The sequence below is a fragment of the Muricoccus harenae genome (assembly GCF_009848505.1).
Taxonomy (GTDB): Bacteria; Pseudomonadota; Alphaproteobacteria; order Acetobacterales; family Acetobacteraceae; genus Roseomonas; species Roseomonas harenae.
On the sequence record NZ_WWDL01000014.1, the window covers coordinates 63030 to 81690 of the forward strand.

At 68.5% G+C, this 18661-nt stretch carries 19 protein-coding genes; 3 read left to right on the plus strand and 16 right to left on the minus strand.

Features of this window, described 5'->3' with window-relative positions:
• Window positions 1-6: 6 nt before the first annotated feature.
• Window positions 7-984 (minus strand): Bug family tripartite tricarboxylate transporter substrate binding protein, encoded by a 978-nt coding sequence (locus tag GSE44_RS12025; RefSeq protein WP_235924745.1) that lies wholly within the window; start codon window positions 982-984, stop codon window positions 7-9.
• Between the two features lie 126 nt (window positions 985-1110).
• Window positions 1111-2025, minus strand: a complete 915-nt coding sequence (locus tag GSE44_RS12030) for a fumarylacetoacetate hydrolase family protein (protein WP_159349067.1) — start codon at window positions 2023-2025, stop codon at window positions 1111-1113.
• A gap of 92 nt (window positions 2026-2117) precedes the next feature.
• Between GSE44_RS12030 and GSE44_RS12035 the strand changes: the two genes are divergently transcribed.
• A complete protein-coding gene (locus tag GSE44_RS12035) occupies window positions 2118-2804 on the plus strand; it encodes a FadR/GntR family transcriptional regulator (RefSeq protein ID WP_159349068.1) in 687 nt (228 codons plus the stop codon).
• Here GSE44_RS12035 and GSE44_RS12040 read toward each other — a convergent pair.
• The 12 genes from GSE44_RS12040 to GSE44_RS12095 form a co-directional block, all read right to left on the minus strand.
• The gene (locus GSE44_RS12040; protein ID WP_159349069.1) at window positions 2801-3604 is read right to left on the minus strand and encodes an alpha/beta hydrolase; all 804 of its coding nucleotides are present in this window, start codon (window positions 3602-3604) and stop codon (window positions 2801-2803) included. The genes GSE44_RS12035 and GSE44_RS12040 overlap by 4 nt on opposite strands.
• Window positions 3601-4830, minus strand: a complete 1230-nt coding sequence (locus tag GSE44_RS12045; RefSeq protein ID WP_159349070.1) for a flavin-dependent oxidoreductase — start codon at window positions 4828-4830, stop codon at window positions 3601-3603. Before GSE44_RS12045 ends, GSE44_RS12040 begins: the two co-directional genes overlap by 4 nt.
• 23 nt (window positions 4831-4853) lie before the next feature.
• Window positions 4854-5300 carry a cupin domain-containing protein gene (locus GSE44_RS12050; protein WP_201306048.1) on the minus strand — a complete coding sequence of 149 codons (447 nt, stop codon included), beginning with the start codon at window positions 5298-5300 and terminating at the stop codon, window positions 4854-4856.
• Window positions 5301-5312: 12 nt separating this feature from the next.
• Window positions 5313-6014, minus strand: a complete 702-nt coding sequence (locus GSE44_RS12055) for an ABC transporter ATP-binding protein (RefSeq protein WP_159349071.1) — start codon at window positions 6012-6014, stop codon at window positions 5313-5315.
• Entirely contained in the window at window positions 6014-6769 is a 756-nt protein-coding gene (locus tag GSE44_RS12060; protein WP_159349072.1) for an ABC transporter ATP-binding protein, read from the minus strand. The genes GSE44_RS12055 and GSE44_RS12060 overlap by 1 nt, the downstream gene beginning before the upstream one ends.
• Entirely contained in the window at window positions 6762-7724 is a 963-nt protein-coding gene (locus tag GSE44_RS12065; protein WP_235924747.1) for a branched-chain amino acid ABC transporter permease, read from the minus strand. The genes GSE44_RS12060 and GSE44_RS12065 overlap by 8 nt, the downstream gene beginning before the upstream one ends.
• Before the next feature lie 14 nt (window positions 7725-7738).
• Window positions 7739-8662 (minus strand): branched-chain amino acid ABC transporter permease, encoded by a 924-nt coding sequence (locus GSE44_RS12070; protein ID WP_159349074.1) that lies wholly within the window; start codon window positions 8660-8662, stop codon window positions 7739-7741.
• Between the two features lie 12 nt (window positions 8663-8674).
• Entirely contained in the window at window positions 8675-9853 is a 1179-nt protein-coding gene (locus GSE44_RS12075) for an ABC transporter substrate-binding protein (RefSeq protein WP_159349075.1), read from the minus strand.
• A 156-nt stretch (window positions 9854-10009) separates the two neighbouring features.
• A complete protein-coding gene (locus GSE44_RS12080) occupies window positions 10010-10765 on the minus strand; it encodes an N-formylglutamate amidohydrolase (protein WP_159349076.1) in 756 nt (251 codons plus the stop codon).
• Window positions 10762-11574, minus strand: coding sequence for a transglutaminase-like domain-containing protein (locus GSE44_RS12085; protein WP_159349077.1), 813 nt, complete (start codon window positions 11572-11574; stop codon window positions 10762-10764). Before GSE44_RS12085 ends, GSE44_RS12080 begins: the two co-directional genes overlap by 4 nt.
• Before the next feature lie 69 nt (window positions 11575-11643).
• Window positions 11644-12579 (minus strand): transglutaminase family protein, encoded by a 936-nt coding sequence (locus GSE44_RS12090; RefSeq protein ID WP_159349078.1) that lies wholly within the window; start codon window positions 12577-12579, stop codon window positions 11644-11646.
• Window positions 12580-12763: 184 nt separating this feature from the next.
• The gene (locus GSE44_RS12095; protein ID WP_159349079.1) at window positions 12764-14434 is read right to left on the minus strand and encodes a formate--tetrahydrofolate ligase; all 1671 of its coding nucleotides are present in this window, start codon (window positions 14432-14434) and stop codon (window positions 12764-12766) included.
• A gap of 127 nt (window positions 14435-14561) precedes the next feature.
• Here GSE44_RS12095 and GSE44_RS12100 point away from each other — a divergent pair, with 127 nt between their 5' ends.
• Complete coding sequence (locus GSE44_RS12100) at window positions 14562-15560, plus strand: Bug family tripartite tricarboxylate transporter substrate binding protein (RefSeq protein ID WP_159349080.1); 999 nt, start codon at window positions 14562-14564, stop codon at window positions 15558-15560.
• 335 nt (window positions 15561-15895) lie between these two features.
• Here the strand turns inward: GSE44_RS12100 and GSE44_RS12105 are convergent, their stop codons facing one another.
• Complete coding sequence (locus GSE44_RS12105; RefSeq protein WP_159349081.1) at window positions 15896-17011, minus strand: 2-aminoethylphosphonate--pyruvate transaminase; 1116 nt, start codon at window positions 17009-17011, stop codon at window positions 15896-15898.
• Between the two features lie 70 nt (window positions 17012-17081).
• Entirely contained in the window at window positions 17082-17702 is a 621-nt protein-coding gene (locus GSE44_RS12110; protein WP_159349121.1) for a DUF1194 domain-containing protein, read from the minus strand.
• 262 nt (window positions 17703-17964) lie between these two features.
• Here GSE44_RS12110 and GSE44_RS12115 point away from each other — a divergent pair, with 262 nt between their 5' ends.
• The gene (locus tag GSE44_RS12115; RefSeq protein ID WP_235924749.1) at window positions 17965-18609 is read left to right on the plus strand and encodes an exopolysaccharide biosynthesis protein; all 645 of its coding nucleotides are present in this window, start codon (window positions 17965-17967) and stop codon (window positions 18607-18609) included.
• Window positions 18610-18661 lie beyond the last annotated feature (52 nt).

An 18661-nucleotide genomic window follows, 5' to 3' on the forward strand; every position in this document is an offset into this window, starting at 1 on the left:
GGCCTGCTATTCGACCTTGCCGATCCGCTGCACGGCACGAACCAGCCGCGCGCTGTCCTCGCGAAAGAAGCGCTCGAACTCGGCGCCGTCCTGGTAGGCGATGGGGCTGCCAGCGGCCTCCATGGCGCGCTTCAGCGCATCGTCCTTCTCACAGACCTGGCGCAGCGCCTGACGCATGCGGTCCTGAACCGGCGCCGGTGTCGCGGCCGGCAGGAACACGCCCGCCCAGATGTAGAACTCCACATCCTTGTAGCCGAGCTCCATGAAGGTCGGCACATCCTCGAAGCCCTTGAGGCGCTCGCTGCCCCAGCTGGCCAGGGCCCGCAGGCGCCCTTCCCTCACATGCGGCACCGCCGGGCCGGGACCGGAGGACAGGGCGTCGATCTGGCCCGCGAGCAGCGCCGTCAGGGCTGGGCCGCCGCCCTGGAAGGGCACATGCAGCAGGTCCAGATCGGCCGCGCCGGTGAACATCGCCATTGCGACATGCAGGGTGGAGTAGTTGCCCGCCGAGCCATAGGTGATGGCGCCCGGCCGCTTCTTCGCATCTGCCACGAATTCCTCGACCGTCCGCCAGGGCGAGCTCGCCGGCACGAGCAGCACGGTCGGGTCGGCATTGATCCGCGCGATCGGGGCGAGCTGGTCTACGGTATAGGCCGGCGTGCGGCCCATGATCCGCTCGCTTTCCGGCAGCATGGCGAGGGAGGAGAGCGCCATCAGCGCCGTGTAGCCATCGGGCGCTGCCCGGGCCACGCTGGCCGTGCCGACGATGCCGCCGGCGCCCGGGCGGTTCACCACCGGCACGGCTTGGTTGAACACCCGCTCCAGCGCCGCCGCCACCGGGCGGGCCGTCACATCGGCCTGCCCGCCGGGCGGAAAGGCGACGATCATCTGGACCGGCCGCGTGGGCCAGGCGCCCTGCGCATGCGCCGCGGGGATCAGCCCGACGGCACCCAGGGCCGCCATCAGGTCACGACGAAGCAGCACGACTATCCCTCCTGCGGATGGCCGGCCATCCGCCTTTCCCGAACAGCGGGAGACTGGGGTGGTCTTTTGCCAGCCCTCGATCTCCCTTTCCTCAGCCGATGGCGCGCCATATCGGCGCGCCGGCCGTCACGCGGCGCCGCGCAGCGCCGCCACGTCCACCTTGCGCAGCGTGTTCCGGATCCGGCCGATGCCCTCGATCGCGCATTCCACGACATCGCCATCCCGCAGGAATCGCGGCGGCTTGAAGCCGATGCCCACGCCCTCCGGCGTGCCGGTGGCGATCACGTCGCCCGGCAGGAGCGCCATGCTGAGCGAGATCGTCTCGATCAGGGTAGGGATGTCGAAGATCAAGTCGTCGGTAATGGCGTCCTGGCGCTTCTCGCCGTTCACATGGCAGGTCACGCGCATGCCGCGCGCATCCAGTTCGTCCGCGGTCACGATCCAGGGACCCATCGGGCAGAAGCCGTCAATGCCCTTCCCCAGCAGCCACTGCTTGTGCTTGCCCTGCAAGTCGCGCGCGGTGACGTCGTTCACCACCGTGTAGCCGAAGACATGCGCCATGGCCGAAGCCTTCGGGATGCAGCGCCCGCCGCGCCCGATCACCACCGCAAGCTCCGCCTCGTAATCCACCTCGGCGTCCAGTCCAGGCACCAGCGGGATGTCGTCCCAGGGGCCGGAGACGGAGGTGAAGGGCTTGGTGAAGATGATGGGTGCCTTTGGGATGGCATCCGCCGCACTGGTCGAGGAGGAGTCGTAGCCACTGCCGGCAAATTCCCGCGCATGGGCATGATAGTTCTTGCCGACGCAGAAGATGTTGCGGGGCGGGGCTGGCAGCGGCGCCAGAAGCATCGCCTCGTCGAGCGCCTCGCCCTCGCCCTTGGGCTCCGGAAGTGTGGCGCCGCCGGACAGGGCGGCGATCAGCGCCGTCATCTCCGTCGGCAGGTTCGGGGCCAGCGTCTCCACCGGCCAGAAGCGGGTGCCCGTGGCATCGACGCGCACCAGGCGCGCTGCGCCACCCTGCTTCACCATCGCGAGCTTCATACCGGCAATCCTATACCAATTCCGCTTTTATGTGATCCAATTCTTCGTTATGGTCCTCTGATTGGTTGGACAGGTCAATACCTTTGGATGATATGCCCGCCCCCGCTCTAGAGAGCGTTAAGGACCTCCGCGGCGCCGCGGCCCTTCGCGATGTGCTGGGAGAAGAGCTGCGCGCCGATCGCTGGCGCGTGGGCGAGAGGCTGCCGACGGAACGCGAGTTGGGCGCGCGCTACGGCGTTGCCCGCAACACGGTGCGCCGAGCGCTGGCCGCGCTGGAATCCCAGGGCCTGATCCACCGCCATGTCGGCCGCGGCACCTTCCGCAGCGCCCCACCGGGCGCGGCGCCGACCGGTGATGAATCCCTCAGCCCCTCCGATGTGGTGGAATGCCGCTTGATCTTCGAGCCGGAGATGATCTCCCTGGCCGTCGCGCGTGCCACCCAGGCCGATATCGCCCGCATGGCTGAATGCCTCCGTGGCACCGACGAAGCCACAGATCTTACAGCCTTCGAGCATTGGGATGCCGAGTTGCACGATGCCTTCGCGCTCGGCACGCATAACGGCGCCGTCCTCGCCATGTCACGTTCCCTCGGACGCGTGCGAGAGCGGACGGATTGGGGTCAGCTCAAGGCGCGCGGCAACACGGCCGACCGGCGCGCGGTCCTTCAGGAACAGCACCATGCGATGGTGGACGCGGTGCGCCAGCGTGACCGCGCGGCGGCACGGCGCGTCATGCGCGAGCATATCCTCTTCGTGCAGGGCTATATGTTTGGGGATTAGCCGAAGAGCGCGGCGATCCGGTCGATCAGGGCCTCGTCGCGCAACAGCGTGAAATGGTCGGCCCCTTCCACGACCAATTGCTCCGCCTTGTTTCCGGCCGCCGTCCAGGCCTGGTGCATCCGCGCCGTCTGGTCACGAAATCCCGGCGTCTCCCCTCCCCCGACCGCAAAGAGCGCGGGCGGCAAGCCGCCCCGCACGCGCCACAGCGGTGAAACAGCCTTGGCGGTCGGACGGTCCAGCCCGAGCCTCTCGTTCAGCGGCGTGTCCAGCAACGGTTGCAGATCGAACACACCGCTCAGTGCCGCAATGGCGGCCACGGGTGATGGGCCGGCCCAATCCGCCATCGCCAACTCTGCGGCGATCTGCCCGCCGGCCGAATGCCCGGCCGCCACAAGGCGCTCTCCGCCCCTTCCCAGGCTGGCCGCATGCTGCAGCACCACCGGAACTGCGCGGCGGGTCGATTCCAGCAGGACGGGCAGCGTTACATCCGGACAGAGCGGGTAGTTCACCAGCGCCACATCCAGCCCGTGCGCGAGGAAATGCGGCGCAAGGAAGCGGAACTGCGCCTTGTCGCGCGATTGCCAGTAGCCGGCATGAAAATAGGCCAGCGTGCCGCGCCATGGCCCGGATACCGCATAGAAGTCAAAGCGCTCACGCGGATGCTGGCCATAGGTAACATCAAGCTCCGGGCAATAGGCCGCGAGGGATTCATCCCCCTCCCGCTCGAAGGCGGCGATCAGCGCGCCATGCCCGGGGCGGAACTGGCCGGTCATGTATTGCTGGACCGGGTCGTCCGTCATGCCGGCTTGGCCACGGCGAAACCTGCCAGCTGCGCGTAGCCGCGGACAATCCCCTCCAGCTCCTCGGCCGTGGCCACATCGCCGATCCGGGTGAAACCCTTCGGCGCGCGTTCCGCGATCACGTCGACGACGCGCTCCGGACCGCCGACGCGGTTCGAACGCACCACCGCCGCCGTCGCCGGCAGACGCTCCGCCTCATAGGCGGCAAGCGCCTCCGCCACCGGCATCCGCGTCAACAAGTCTGCCAGGCAGCGCGCATCGAGGATCGCCTGGGACGCGCCGTTGGAGCCCACCGGATACATGGGATGCGCCGCATCCCCGAGCAGCGTCACGGCGCCCTGCGTCCACCAGGGCAACGGGTCGCGGTCGCACATCGGGTATTCGAAGATCTCGGCCGTTGCCCGGATCATGGCGCCCACATCGATGAAGGGCAGGTCCAATCGCTCCACCAGATGCCGGAAATCCGCGTACTGTCCACGGCGGGACCAGTTCTCCCGCTTCGGCGGCGGCTCGCCCGGCTGGCCGGTGCGGGCATAGATAACCCAGTTCGTCAGCCGCGTTTCCGGCGTCCCGCCCAGCGCGATCGGATAAAGCACCAGCTTCGCCACAGCATCGCCGGCGATGACCATGGACTCCCCATCCCCGAAGGCCGGCCAGTCCAGCGCGCCGCGCCACATCTGAATGCCGTTCCAACGGATGCCCGGATCCTCCGGATGCAGCGTTGCGCGCAGGGTAGAATGGATGCCATCCGCCCCGATCAGCGCATCGCCGATCTCCTCTGACTCGCTTCCATCGGCGGAGCGGAAACGCGCGACGACCTTGTCGCCATCCGGCGCAAAGCTCACCAGCCGGCGATCGGAGCGCGGCGCCGCCTCCCCGAGCCGTTCCATCGCGGCCTGCCACAGCATCGCCTGCAACCTGCCGCGATGAATGGAGAATTGCGGGACCTCATGTCCCGCATGCAGCCCGCGCGCTTCCGACCAGATCTCCTGGCCGAGATGATTGGCATAGGTGAGCCGGCGCGTGCGGATCGCGATCTCGTCCAGCCGCGGAAGCAGCCCCAGCGCGGCCAGCTCCCGCACCGAATGCGGCAGGGCGTTGATGCCGACGCCGAAGGGGCGCACCTCCGCTGCCGCCTCGAGGACCTGGCCCTCGATGCCCTTCTCCCGCAGCATCAGCGCGAGCGTCAGCCCACCAACGCCGCCGCCCGCGATCAGGATCCGCATGCTCGCCCCTCAGCCCCCGGGTCTCAGGCTTCCGCCGGCGGGGGCAGGAAGTGGATGTTGTGCTCCGCCGAGATGCGCACAACGTCCGGCGGGTTGGTAAGCCCGTCCAGCTTCACAAACAGGTCGTAGAGCCGGCGCGACGGAGCAACCCAGAACAGCGCCCGCGTGTTCGCGCCACTGTTGTTGAAGATGCCATGGGTGGAGCCCATCGGCATGCGGATCAGGTCACCCGCCTTGGCGTGCAGCTTCTCGCCATCCAGCATCAGCTCGAACTCGCCCTCGAGCACGCGGATAAACTCGTCCTGGTCCGGGTGGATATGCGGCGGCACGAAGGTGCCAGACGGAAAGAGTGTGTCGAAGGCGAACGAGGACTCGGAAAGCTGCACAGGCTTGTAGGTCTGGCCCATGATGTTCCACGAGACCCCTTCGAGCCCTTCGCCCGCACGGGTGATTCCAGCTTCGGCTGCCATGATGCGTTCCTCTCAGATATGCAGATGGGTGTCGCGGATATCCGGCGCCGCCGCCAGCTCCGCACTCGTGCCGGTCCAGACCGTGCGGCCCTTCTCGATCACCACGTTGCGGTCGGCCAGACGCAGCACCGCGGAGAGGTTCTTGTCGATCAGCAGAATCGACTGCCCCTCCCCCTTCAGCTTCGCTAGCACCGACCAGATCTCAGCCCGGATCACGGGCGCCAGCCCTTCCGTCGCCTCGTCCAGGATCAGCAGCGACGGGTTGGTCATCAGCGCGCGGCCGATAGCCAGCATCTGCTGCTCGCCGCCCGAAAGCCGGCTGCCCAGATTGCGCCGCCGCTCCTTCAGCCGGGGGAATAGCGACCAGATCGCCTCCAGATCCCAGCGCGGCGCCTTGCCTCCGCGCGCGGCGGCGGTGGCGACCAGGTTCTCCTCCACCGTCAGCGTCGGGAAGACCTGCCGGCCCTCGGGCACCAGCCCCAGCCCGCGCTGCGCCACGCGATAGGGCGGCATTCCGGCGATGGAGGCGCCGGCGAAGGCCAGCTCCCCACCCCAGCGCGGCACCAGCCCCATGATGGTGGAAACGGTGGTCGTCTTGCCCATGCCGTTGCGGCCGAGCAGCGCCAGCACCTCACCTGCAGCGACGGAGAGCGAGACGTCAAACAGCACTTGGCTTTCGCCATAGCCTGCGGAGAGGTTCTGAACGTTCAGCATCAGGCCATCTCGTCCTCGCCGAGATAGGCGCTGCGCACCTCCGGATGGGCGCGGATCTCCTCCACCGTGCCGGTGACGACCACGCGGCCATAGACGAGCACCGAGATGCGGTCCGCCAGGGCGAAGACCGCCTGCATGTCATGCTCTACCAGCAGGATGCCGTAGCGCTGCCGCAGAGACCGCAGCAGTGCGATCAGCCGCTCCGTCTCCTCCGGCCCGGCGCCGGCCAGGGGCTCGTCCAGCAGCATCAGGCGCGGCTCGGTCGCCAGCGCCACAGCCAGTTCCAGCTGCCGCTTCTCGCCATGCGACATGCTGCCGGCCATTACGCCAGCACGCTGGCCGAGGCCCACGCTGTCCAGCGCCGCATGGGCGGCGGCGTTCAGTGCCGCCTCGCTCCGCGCCGGACGCAGGAAGCGGAAGGAAGAGCCGCTGCGGGCCTGTACTGCCAGTGCGACATTCTCCAAAGCGGTGAAGCCAGGAACGATGCAGGTGATCTGGAAGCTGCGCGCCAGCCCGGCCTTGGCGCGGCGCGGGAAGGACCAGCCTGTCACATCCTGGCCAGCGAAGATCACTGCGCCCTTATCCGGCTGCAGGGTGCCGCTGATCTGGTGGATCAGCGTCGTCTTGCCCGCCCCGTTGGGGCCGATCACGGCGTGGATCTCGCCCGGCAGCACGGTCAGCGACACGTCGTCGGTGACGGTCAGCCCCCCGAAACGCTTGCGCAGCCCGCGCAGTTCCAGCAGCGCCTCAAGCATCTGCTTCCTGCCCCAGTGCAGCCGGCTTTCCGGAGGGCCGGCGCCGCTTCGGCATGGCGGTGATTCCCGCCAACCCGTTCCGCAGGAACAGCACCGACAGGATCAGCAGCGGCCCGAAGGCCAGCCGCCAGTATTCCAGCAAATGCGAAAGCCACTCCTCCAGCAGCACGATGGCGAGCGCCCCCAGGATGGCGCCATAGAGCTGTCCCGCCCCGCCCAGGATCACCATGAACAACAGCTCCCCCGAGCGGCCCCAGGCGAGGGTGGCGGGCGAGACGAATTCGGTGGCATTGGCGAGCAGCGCCCCCGCCACTCCGCAGATCGCCCCGGCCAGGGTGTAGGCGACAAGCCGGTAGGGATAGGGCGGGAAGCCCACGGCCTGCGCCCGCAGCGCATTTTCCTTCGAGGCCCGCAGCACCCGCCCGAAGCGGCTGTCCAGCAGGGCGGAGCAGAGCAGCCAGGTTCCGGCCAGCAGCGCAAGGCAGATGAAGTGGAAGGCCAACCGGTTTTCCAGCAGCCGTGTGCCCAGCCATTCCGTGCGGCCATAAAGCGTGTAGCCGTCATCCCCACCCAGAGCGGAGAGCGATGAGGCGGTGAAGAAAGCCATCTGTCCGAAGGCCAGGGTGATCATGATGAAATGCACGCCGCTGGTCCGTAGCGACACCGCGCCGGTGAGCAGCGCGAAGAGCCCGGCCGCCAGGGCGGCGACGGGGAAGACGATCAGCGCATCCGTAACGCCGGCGGCATCGAGCGAGGCGACGGCATAGGCACCCACACCCAGCATGGCGGCATGCCCCATGCTCACCAGCCCCGCCCCGCCAACGAGAAGCGAAAGGCTGACCGCCCCCATGCCGAGGATCATCGCGCGCGACAGCACCGTATAGGCGAAGCTGCTGTCGAAGCCGAGGAAGGGCGCGGCGGCCAGCGCTGCCAGCACGACCAGCGGCAGAATCAATCGCAGGCGGGCTCTCATCCGCGGCGCACCGGGAAGAGGCCGGCCGGGCTGAAGAACAGGATCGCCGCCATGACGATATAGACGAGCATGGAGGCAAGCGCCGCCCCGGTCTGCCGGGCGGAGGAGGCATCCATCACCAGCCGCAGAAGGTCTGGCAACATGGCGCGGCCGAGCGTGTCGATCAGCCCCACCAGCACCGCTGCGATGAAGGCACCGCGGATTGAGCCGATGCCGCCGATCACGATCACCACGAAGGCGAGGATCAGCACCGCATCTCCCATCCCCGGCGTCACCGCGAAGACCGGTCCCGCCAGCGCGCCGGCGAAGCCCGCCAGCATGGCGCCGAAGCCGAAGACCAGGGTGAAGAGCTTGCCGATATCCACCCCCAGCGCCGAGACCATCGGTGCATTGCTCGCTCCGGCCCGCACCAGCATCCCGGCCTTGGTCCGGTCCACCAGCAGCCAGAGCAGCAGCGCCACCAGGAGACCCACCACGATGATGGCGAGGCGGAAGGTGGGATAGGTGAGGCCAGGCATGATCTCCACCCCGCCAGTGAAGCCTTCCGGCTGCGGCACGGGCAATGGAGCGCTGCCCCAGATGGCGCGCACGGCATCATCCACCGTCAGGATCACGCCGAAGGTCGCGAGCACCTGCGACAGGTGATCGCGACCGTAGAGATGCCGGAACACCAGCCATTCGAGCACCAGCCCGATGAGCAGCGACACTGGCAGAGCCAGCAGCAGCCCCAGCCAGAAGCTGTTCGCCCAGACGCCCAGGGAGGCCGCCACATAGGCCCCGAGCATGTACTGCACGCCATGGGCGAGGTTGATGAAATCCATCACCCCGAACACCAGCGTGAGCCCCGCCGCCACGAGGAACAGCAGGATGCCCAGCTGTGCCCCGTTCAGCAGCTGCACGAGAAGCAGGTTGACCGACACGTCAGCAATGCCTCAGCGCATGCGGCACTCGGCTGCATGGGGATCGGTGTCGTTGGTCAGCACCTTGCGCACCGTCTCGGTCGCGTACTTGCCGTCCGGCCGCTTCACCACCTTGCACAGGTAGAAATCCTGCACCGGGTAGTGGTTCACGCCGAGGCGGAAGTTGCCGCGGAGAGACGTGAAATCCGCCTTCTCCAGCGCAGCCCGCACCGCCGCCTTGTCGCTCATCCGCCCGCCCGTCTTCTTCACGGCGGAATCGACGAGAAGCGCCGCGTCATAGGCCTGGGCGGCGTAGTTGCCGGGCACATAGCCATAGGCCGCCTCGAAGTCCTTCACGAAGCGCTTGCTCTGGTCATTGGCGAAGTCCGGCGCCCAGGTCGCCGCGGTGTAGAAGCCGAGCGCCGCATCCTGCTGCGCGGGAAGTGTCGCCTCGTCCACGGTGAAGGTGGAGAGGAAGGGAATGCTCGCCAGCCCGGCCTGCCGGTAGGCTCGCACCAGGTTCACGCCCAGGCCGCCCGGCATGAAGGTGAAAATGGCATCCGGCTTGGCCGCCGCGATCTTCGCCACCTCGGTGGAAAAATCGAGCTGGTTGAGCGGGACATAGATCTCGTCCACCACCTCGCCCTTGAAACGGCTCTTGAAGCCCGCAACCGCATCTTTGCCGGCCTGGTAGTTGGGCACGAGGATGAAGATGCGCTTGTAGCCCTCGTCCTGCGCCACCTGGCCCATGGTCGCGTGCGGCTGGTCGTTCTGATAGGCCGTGGTGAAGAAGTAGGGATTGCAGCCGCGCCCGGCATAGGTGGAAGGCCCGGCATTGGCGGTGATCAGGAAGGTCTGGCTCTCCGTCACCGGGCGGAACACGGCCTGGAGGATGTTGCTGAAGACAACACCCACCACCGCGTCCACCTTGTCCCGCTCCAGCGCGGCCCGCACCTTGGTCAGCGCCACATCGGGCTTTAGCTCGTCATCAATGACGAGCGTCTCGACCGGAACGCCGCCCAACTTGCCGTCCAGATGCTTCACCGACAGCAACCAGCCATCCCGCAACTGATTGCCGAGGGTGGCCGCCGGGCCGGAAAGGGTGGCCAGGAAGCCCACCTTGATCCCAGGCGCCTGGGCACGGACGAGAGAAGGCATGGCGCCGGAGAAGCCAGCCGCGGCGGCAGTGCCGAGCAATGCGCGTCTGTTCATGGTCGTCGAATCCCCTTGGGTCGCGGTCTTGGACGTGGGTCTGCAGCAAGCGTGCCAGGAGAGGCGGCCCTTCGCCAAGCCGGGTCCTGGCCGGCAAGACGCGGAGGCCAATCGCGCCCAGCCCTTTCCACTCGGTGCGTCCGCGGCCCGTGGAGCTTACCCGCCCGGCCGCCGCCCCGCCGCTTGCCCCAGGGCGGAGGCAAGCCGCAGGGCCCAATCCTCGATCCTGGCAGGATCGCCGAGGAGGTCCTGCCGCACCTCAATCAGTACAGCCTCCAGCCCACGCGTATCGCCATGCACCGGCACGGTGTAGTCATGAATGCCCGGCTCGATCCGGTAGGGCTCGTTCTCCCCCACCACCAGCTCCGCCCCAGACCGGATCGCCGCCGCCAGGGTGCGCCCGAACACCTCCGCCGCGCCGAACAGCACCCCGGCATGCCAGGCGCGGGCGACGCCCTGGAAGTGCGGCGTGAAGCTGTGGATGCCTATGACCAGAGTTGGCACGCCACTCGCCTGCCGCCGGTCCAGCAGTGCGGCGACTGCCTCGTGGAAAGGATGGAACCATGCGGCCTCGCGCGCCGCGCGTTCCGCAGCGCCGATTCCGAGATTGCCCGGAATCACCGTGTCCTCGCTCCGCTCCGGAATGCTTGTCGGCACGCCCGGCGGCCGGTTCAGGTCGATCAACAGCCGCGAGGCGCCAGAGAGGAACAGCGGTGCGTCCAGCAGCGCCGAGAGCCGCCGTGCCAGCTCAGCCGCCCCGATATCCCAGGCGATGTGCCGCTCCAACTCCGCCGCCGGCAGGCCGAGCGCGCCGTAGCGCGGCGGAATGTGGTTCGAGGCATGCTCGCAGAGCAGCACGAAGGGCGAGGCACCCTCCAGGTTCAGCGGCGTGACGGGCACGGGATCACTCACGTCCCGGGCAACTCATCCGTCACCACGTTGAAGCGAACGAGGCTGCAGGGGCCGAAGGTGGTGGTGATGGCCACATCCGTCGCATCCCGCCCGCGCGCCATCAGGATGCGGCCGATGCGCGGCGTGTTGTGGCGCGCATCGAACGTGTACCAGCGGTTGCCGAGATAGACCTCGAACCAGGCGGAGAAATCCATCGCCGCATCCACCGGCGCCACGCCGATATCGCCGAGATAGCCGGTGCAGTAGCGCGCCGGGATGTTCATGCAGCGGCACAGGGCCACCGCCAGATGCGCATAGTCGCGGCAGACGCCAACACGGTCGTTGTTGCCGCTGAAAGCGGTGCGGAACACATCCGCATGCTCGTAGCCGAAACGGATGCGCTCATGCGCATAGTCGCAGATCGCCTGCACCCGTGCCCAGCCCTGCTCTATCCCGCCGAAGAGCGACCAGGCGAGGTCCGATAGCCGGTCCGTCTCGCAGTAGCGGCTGGCAAGGAGAAAGACGAGCACCTCGTCCGGAAGCTGGTCCACCGGAACCTGCTGCGCGTCCGGCGCCACCAGGTCCGGCGCGCCGCTGTCCATGACGTCGAAGCGGGTGGAGATGGTCAGCCGCCCGGCAGGCGCGACGATGCGGTGGCAAAGATTGCCGAAGTCATCGCTGTACTCGCGGACCGGGATTGGCGGATCGAAGCCGATCTGGTGCGGCCCGACGACGCCGGGCATGCGGGATGGGTGCACGCTCAGTGCCAGGATCATCGGTGTCGGCCGCGGGCATTCATAGGTGATGTCGTAGCCGGCGTGGATCTTCATCAGGGGAGGGCCTCCGATCCTGGAATGCAGGATGCGTCCTGCGGCGGGAATGGAACAGCTCGGCATCCGTCACGCGCCCGGCAGGGCCGGGAAGCGGTGCGGAGGCGGGGCATCCTCGCCCTCGGCCGAGACCTCCACCGACACATCCATGCCGAGGCTATCATCCGGGAAGCCCTTCCACCGCCCGTGCAGCGGCACGGCCTGGGCAGGATCGCGCGCCACCGCCACGCGGATCAGGTCGCGGTTGCCGACGATGCCGTTTGTGGGATCGAACTCCACCCATCCTGCACCAGGCAAGTAGACGCGCACCCAGGCATGGGTCGCACCGCCGCCGACATGTGCACGGCCGTCCTGCGCCCCGGGTTGAAGGGCCGGTGAATAGAGGTATCCCGAGACGAAGCGTGCCGCGAGGCCGAGGGAGCGCACCGCCTCCATCATCAGCAGCGCGAAATCGCGGCAGGTGCCGCTGCCCAGTTCCAGCGTGCGCCACGGCTCCTGGATGCCGCGCATGCTCCGGGAGATATAGGTGAAGTCCCGCTTCACCGCGCGGGTGATGGTGGCGAGCAGGTCCAGCGTGGCGGCTGGCCCGTCCTTGTTCAGGAAGCCTCGCGCCCAGCGGTCCACGACGCGATCCGGGTCCGCGTGGTGGCGCTCGATGGAGCGTGCCAGATCCGGCATCTCCTCGGTGGAATAGGAGAAGGGAAGGCTGCGCGCATGGTCCTCAAGCCGGAAGTCCAGATCTTCCACGGGGTTATGGTCCAGGCGCATGGTGCTCTCGAAGCGCAACTCCCGCGCACGGGCGGCGAAGCGGGCCACGCCCACGCTGTTGCCGAACACGTCATGCACCCACCAGAACTCCGAGGGCTCCGGCTGGATGTCGATCCGCGCCTCCAGCAGCCGTTGGTCATGGCTGTCGCGTGGGCGCAGCATCATCCGGTGCTCGCCGAAGGAGACGGGCTGGCGGTAGCGATAGGTCGTCACGTGTCGGACAGTGAGGATCGGCATGGCTTCAACCTCGTCGGTCCGGAGCTCCAGGCAAGGAACGGGCCGGAGGCGGCGGGGACCCTTCCCCGCCGCCTCCGGCCCGCTCGTTATGCCTGGGGGGCAGGAACGCCCGCCCCGCCCATCCGTTTCCTCGGCGGACGAATTTCTTGCCCTGCGCGTGAGCCGCCCGGCGGCGGATGGCGGGCTAGAACAGCCCGTCGATCCGCCCTTCGGCATCCAGCCCGATCGTCTCGGCCGCCGGGTGGCGCGGCAGGCCGGGCATGGTCATCACGTCGCCGCAGATCGCCACCACGAAGCCGGCACCCGCGGAAAGCCGCACGTCCCGCACCGGCAGTACATGGCCCGATGGGGCGCCGAGCAGCGCTGGATTGGCGGAGAAGGAATACTGCGTCTTGGCAATGCAGACCGGCGCCTTGCGGAATCCTGCCTCCTCGAAGCGCGTCAGCCGTGCCGCCAGAGCCGGTGGCAGCGACACGTCGGAGGCGTGGTAGACCTCCCGCGCGATGGTGGCGATTTTGTCGGCCAGCTTCATGTCGTCCGGGTAGATCGGCTTGAAGCGGGCCGTGCCGCCCGCGATCAACTCCTGCACCGCCCGAGCCAGCTCCGCCGCGCCGGCCGCGCCATCGCCCCAATGGGTGCAGAGGATGGCGCGCGTGCCCGCTGCCGCCATCGCCTCCCGCACCGCCGCGATCTCCGCATCGGTGTCGGAGGTGAAGCGGTTCAGCGCCACCACCACGGGCAGGCCGAACTTGCCCATGTTCTCGACATGGCGCTCGAGGTTCGAAAGCCCGCGGCGCACCGCCGCCACATCCTCGGTTCCCAGCGCCGCCTTCGCCACGCCGCCATGCATCTTCAGCGCACGCACGGTCGCCACCACCACGCAGGCGGCGGGAGAAAGCCCCGCCATGCGGCACTTGATGTCGAGAAACTTCTCGGCGCCCAGGTCGGCGCCGAAGCCGGCCTCCGTCACCACCACATCGGCCAGGCGAAGCCCCAGCCGCGTCGCGATCACGCTGTTGCAGCCATGGGCGATGTTGGCGAAGGGCCCGCCATGCACCAGGGCCGGGCTGCCCTCCAGCGTCTGCACCAGGTTGGGCATCAGCGCGTCCCGCAGCAGCGCGGCCATGGCGCCATCCGCCTTCAGCTCATGCGCCGTCACGGCCCGGCCATCGCGCGCCTGGCCGATGATAATGCGCCCCAGCCGCGCCCGCAGGTCGTCCAGGTCCTTGGAGAGGCAGAAGATTGCCATGACCTCGGAGGCAACGGTGATGTCGAAACCGTCCTCGCGCGGGAAGCCGTTCGCCACGCCGCCCATGCCCACGGCCGAAAGCCGCAGCGCCCGGTCGTTCATGTCGATGGCGCGCTTCCAGGCGATGCGGCGCGCATCCAGGTCCAGCGCATTGCCCCAGTAGATGTGGTTGTCGATCATCGCCGACAGCAGGTTGTTGGCGGAGGTGATCGCGTGGAAGTCGCCGGTGAAATGGAGGTTGATCTCCTCCATCGGGGCCACCTGCGCCCGCCCGCCACCGGTCGCCCCACCCTTCACCCCGAAGCACGGGCCGAGGGAGGGCTCGCGAAGGGCGATCATCGTGCGGGTGCCCAGCGCATTCAGCGCATCGCCCAGTCCGATGGTGGTGGTGGTCTTGCCCTCGCCGGCGGCAGTCGGGTTGATCCCCGTCACCAGCACCAGGGCACCCTCGGGCCGCCCTTCCTGCGCGCGGACGAAATCCATGCCCAGCTTGGCCTTGTACCGGCCATGCGGCTCCAGGGCGTCAAGGGGGATGCCGGCGCGCTCCGCAATCTCGGTGATGGGGCGCAGCGGTGTGGCCCGCGCGATCTCCAGATCCGTCGTCATCCATGATCCCCAGGGCTGATCCCTGGGGGTTAAGGCAGGCACTGACGCTCGGCAAGAAGGCAAGGCTTGGCCTGTGCAGTCCGGGGATGCCATGCTTCCAGCAACGAAAGATCCGGGAGGACGAATTATGCCCCATTCCGCCCTTAAGGCGACCCGTCGGAGCTTGCTGGCCGCGCCCGCCCTGCTCCTCGCCCGGCCAGGCCTGGCGCAGGCGCAGGCGCCCGAGGGCTGGCCGAGCCGTCCCGTCACCATGCTGGTGCCCTTCGTGGCGGGCGGCCCATCGGACATCGTGGCGCGGGCTGCCTCGAACACCATGACCCAGGCGATCGGGCAGACCGTGGTGGTCGAGAACCGCCCGGGCGCGAATGGCGAGATTGCTGCCCGAGCCGCCGCCCGCGCAGCGCCGGATGGGCATACGCTGATGATCGGCTCGATCGGCGTCTGGGCGATCAACGCCGCGCTCCGTCCGGAACTCGGTTATGATCCCATCCGCGACTTCACCCCGCTGGTGCTTGCCGTCACCACGCCGAACGTGCTGGTGGTGAACGAGAAGCATCCGGCCCGCGATATGGCCTCGCTTATCGCCTGGCTGAAGGAGCGCGGCGGACGCGCCTCCTACTCCACCTCCGGTGTCGGATCCTCGGATCAGATGACGACGGAGCTGTTCAAGCTGCGCACCGGCACGGAGATCACCCATGTCCCCTATAAGGGCGGCGCGGCCGCGGCGACGGACCTGATCGCCGGCAATATTGACCTTTCCTTCCAGAATCTCGGCACGGTGGCCACCCATATCTCGGGCGGCCGGCTGCGTGCGCTCATGGTCACCAGCGAGAATCCTCATCCCGTGCTGCCGGGTGTGCCGACGGCGAAGCAGGCCGGGCTCAATGATTTCGTCGTCACCTCCTGGCAGTCCTTCATGGGTCCGGCCGGCATGCCCATCCCGCTGCGGGACCGCGTGGCAGGCGCTCTGCGCGACGCGCTGCTGCATCCCGATACCAAGCCGCGCCTGGAAGCCATCGGCTTCGATGTCGTGCCCAGCACGCCCGATGACTATCGTCGGTTCCAGGAGGCGGAGATCAACCGCTGGCGCGAGGTGATCCAGGTCGCGCGCATCACAGCGAGCTGACCCGGCGTGCGGCCCGGCGTTGACGCAGGTCAACGCCGCGCACCTCCGCGACCGGTGCCCGTTTTCGCACGGCGGCACGTGCCATGGGAAAGCGGGAAGCCCCTCTCGATCAGGATCGGTGCACGGGCCGCGGCTCTTATGAGCCGCACCGCGCTGGCGCCGTTCCTGCCCAGAGGACTTCCGCGGGATCCGGCAGCCGCCCGTGCGCGGCAACCCATCAGCAACCGCGCCAGCTTCGCCCCAGGATCATCAGTGAGGGCGTCGGCTACCGCTTCTGACCGGCCACGGAAGCGTTGCAACGAGGCGCCGGAAACAGGCGCCCCGCATGGGCCGGATCAGGCGGCGACGCGCGGCGCCACGCCCATTTCCGCCAGCACCTCGCCCATGGCCGCCACCGCGCCCCGCATATCGTCCGGCGTCACCGCCCCGATGCAGCCGATGCGGATGGTGGGTGTCTTCGTCGTGAAGAAGTTGCTGATCAGCACGCCGCGCCGCTTCAGCGCATCGACGAAGCCCTGCAGCGTGAAACCGGGAGAATCCGGCTGGTGCAGCGTCAGGATGATGGGCCCCTGGTGCGCGGCGTCGAGATAAGGCCGCAGCCCCAGCCGCTCCACCCCGGCGCGCAGCACGCGCATGTTCTCGGTGTAGCGTGCCAGCCGGGCCTTCTGCCCGCCCTCGGCGACATAGAGATCCATCGCCACGCCAAAGGCATGCAGCGCCTGCACCGGCGGCGTGAAGCGGAAGCTCCCCCAGCCGGACCGCTCGGCATGCAGCAGCACGTCGCCCAGGTCGAAGCACCAGGACCCCGCCTTCCCCGCGCGCTCGCGCGCCCGCTCCATCGGGCAGATCGCAAAACCGATCCCGGGCAGTCCCTCAATGCACTTGTTGGAGGTGAAGAGCACCGCATCGCATTCCGGCTGCGCCTTCAGGTCGAAGGGCAATGCACCGAAGGCGGAGACGGCATCGACGATCAACCTCCGCCCCGCCGCGCGCACCGCAGCGCCGACCTCGGCCGGATCGTTGATGATGCCGCTGCCCGTCTCGGAATAGACCATCCCGACATGTGAGATCGTCGGATCCGCCGCAAGGGCCGCCGCCACCTCGTCGCCGCGCACGCGGCGCGTATCGGGCACCGGCATCGGCACCGGGTTGCGCCCAGCCTCGCGCGCGAGGCGGATGATGCGCTCCGCATAGGCACCGTTGCAGGGCACCAGGATCCGCCCGCCCGCCGGCACGAAGGTCCGCAACGCGGCCTCCACCATGAAATGCCCGGCACCCTGGAGCGGCAGCGTCGCATGCACCCCCGCGACGCCGCCGGCGAGGTCGCGCACCCGCTCCCGGATGGCGATGTATTCCACGCCGAAGTCGCGGTCCCAGGGGGCGATGTCCACGGCCATGGCCGCGCGCGTCTCGGGGCGCGTCTGAACGGGGCCGGGGGTGAGCAGGAGCATGCCGGGTGACCTTGTGTGGCGGCGTCGAAGCCCGCACAAACTGCACCCCCCCGCAGGCCGGGACAACCCGTCACGCCGTCAGCGCGCCCCGCAGCTCCCGTACCAGCTTGCGCCGGATAGCCTCGGCGAAGGCGGCGTAGTCGCCGCATTCCATGACGAAGGCACCCGGCCCGCCGATCACCTCGGCCGCGTAATGGGCGGCCAGGTCCGGCTCCTCGTTCACGACGGCCAGGGCATTGATCGTCACTCCCGCCGCCACTGCCGCGTCCCGCACAGGGCCGGAGGCGATGCCGGCATTCCCCGCCCCGTCGCCCGAGACATCCACCACCGGCCGAGCCGCATCCCCCGGGAACTCCGCCAGCAGGCGCAGCGAGGCCCTCAACCCCTCTCCCAGCGCGGTAGCGCCGGCCGGGACCAGCCTCGGGGCGGAATCCACCTCATCGGCCAGGGCAGTGGCGCCCTCGACATCCGCCAGCAGCATCCAGGGCACGGCCACGGCCTGGGCCTTCGGTCCCGACCACAGGATCACCGCCACGGCCGCCGCCCCGCGGGGCCCGCCCATCGCGGCCGCCACCACCGCCGGATCGCGGAAGGCCGCGGCCAACCCGCCCATCATCAGGCCGAACTCGTCATGATCGACGGAGGAGGAGGCGTCCACCGCCAGGCAGAGAGCGATGTCCACGTCCCGCATCCGGCGCAAGTTGGGGCACCCGGCGGCGACGGGCAATGCACGCCTCGCCAGGCATGGCACGGCCCGAGCCACATAATGGCCACTTCCCTGCAGTTGAATTCGTGCTTGCGGGCGTGCATCTGCTGGCTTCGCCTGAGCGCTGAGCCCAGGATCAACAATGCGCGCTGGCGTTGGCCCCTCCGGGCATGATGCCGGCGGAGCCCCGCCAGTGCTGCGATGTCGCTTCCATTCAACACCTAAGCAGGGGCAAAGTTCGGACTTCATGGACGGCACGATGAACCTGCCCTCGCCCGGTCTGGGCGAGACCCCGGCACATGAGGCCCCCATTTCCCGCATCGTGGCCGAGGTTGCCGCGACCTTTCCGGGCGAGCGCATCACGCTGGGGGAGATGGCCGAGGCTTTCGGCGACCGCGCCTTCGGCCTGCTGATCCTTCTGCTCTTGCTCCCTTCCCTTCTGCCCGGCATGGCCAGCGTCTTCGGCCTCCCCATGCTGGTGCTGGGGGTGCAGATGGGTCTCGGCCGACGCGTGCCGAAGCTGCCCGGCTTCATGGCCCGGCAATCGATCAGGCGCACCGACCTGCTGCGCTTGGCCGGCGCCTCATCCAAATGGCTGCGCCGGATCGAGAAATATGTCCGCCCGCGTCCCGGCCCCTTCACTTCCCCCTTCGGTGACAGGCTCTTCGGCTGGCTGACCGTCTATGTCTCCATCATGCTCATCCTGCCCGGCCCGGGCACCAACGGCCCGCCCGCCTTCGGCAATATCGTCATGGCCCTGGGGCTGGTGGAACATGACAGCAAGACGATGGGCTGGGGCATCGCGCTGACCGTGCTTGGCTGCGCCTTCGCTACCGCCGTGCTGGGCGTGCTGTGCTGGCTAGGGGTGGAGGCGCTCGGCTTCGTGTTCTGAGGAACACACCGGGGAATGCATCGGGGCCACTGCCCCGCGGAACCGGCCCTGG

Excerpts from the sequence above, each read along its gene's own strand:
- GSE44_RS12030 (WP_159349067.1), bottom strand. The coding sequence starts at position 2,025 with ATGAAGCTCGCGATGGTGAAGCAGGGTGGCGCAGCGCGCCTGGTGCGC.
- GSE44_RS12035 (WP_159349068.1), top strand. The coding sequence starts at position 2,118 with ATGCCCGCCCCCGCTCTAGAGAGCGTTAAGGACCTCCGCGGCGCCGCG.
- GSE44_RS12040 (WP_159349069.1), bottom strand. The coding sequence starts at position 3,604 with ATGACGGACGACCCGGTCCAGCAATACATGACCGGCCAGTTCCGCCCC.
- GSE44_RS12045 (WP_159349070.1), bottom strand. The coding sequence starts at position 4,830 with ATGCGGATCCTGATCGCGGGCGGCGGCGTTGGTGGGCTGACGCTCGCG.
- GSE44_RS12050 (WP_201306048.1), bottom strand. The coding sequence starts at position 5,300 with ATGGCAGCCGAAGCTGGAATCACCCGTGCGGGCGAAGGGCTCGAAGGG.
- GSE44_RS12055 (WP_159349071.1), bottom strand. The coding sequence starts at position 6,014 with ATGCTGAACGTTCAGAACCTCTCCGCAGGCTATGGCGAAAGCCAAGTG.
- GSE44_RS12060 (WP_159349072.1), bottom strand. The coding sequence starts at position 6,769 with ATGCTTGAGGCGCTGCTGGAACTGCGCGGGCTGCGCAAGCGTTTCGGG.
- GSE44_RS12075 (WP_159349075.1), bottom strand. The coding sequence starts at position 9,853 with ATGAACAGACGCGCATTGCTCGGCACTGCCGCCGCGGCTGGCTTCTCC.
- GSE44_RS12085 (WP_159349077.1), bottom strand. The coding sequence starts at position 11,574 with ATGAAGATCCACGCCGGCTACGACATCACCTATGAATGCCCGCGGCCG.
- GSE44_RS12090 (WP_159349078.1), bottom strand. The coding sequence starts at position 12,579 with ATGCCGATCCTCACTGTCCGACACGTGACGACCTATCGCTACCGCCAG.
- GSE44_RS12095 (WP_159349079.1), bottom strand. The coding sequence starts at position 14,434 with ATGACGACGGATCTGGAGATCGCGCGGGCCACACCGCTGCGCCCCATC.
- GSE44_RS12100 (WP_159349080.1), top strand. The coding sequence starts at position 14,562 with ATGCCCCATTCCGCCCTTAAGGCGACCCGTCGGAGCTTGCTGGCCGCG.
- GSE44_RS12105 (WP_159349081.1), bottom strand. The coding sequence starts at position 17,011 with ATGCTCCTGCTCACCCCCGGCCCCGTTCAGACGCGCCCCGAGACGCGC.
- GSE44_RS12110 (WP_159349121.1), bottom strand. The coding sequence starts at position 17,702 with ATGCGGGACGTGGACATCGCTCTCTGCCTGGCGGTGGACGCCTCCTCC.
- GSE44_RS12115 (WP_235924749.1), top strand. The coding sequence starts at position 17,965 with ATGGACGGCACGATGAACCTGCCCTCGCCCGGTCTGGGCGAGACCCCG.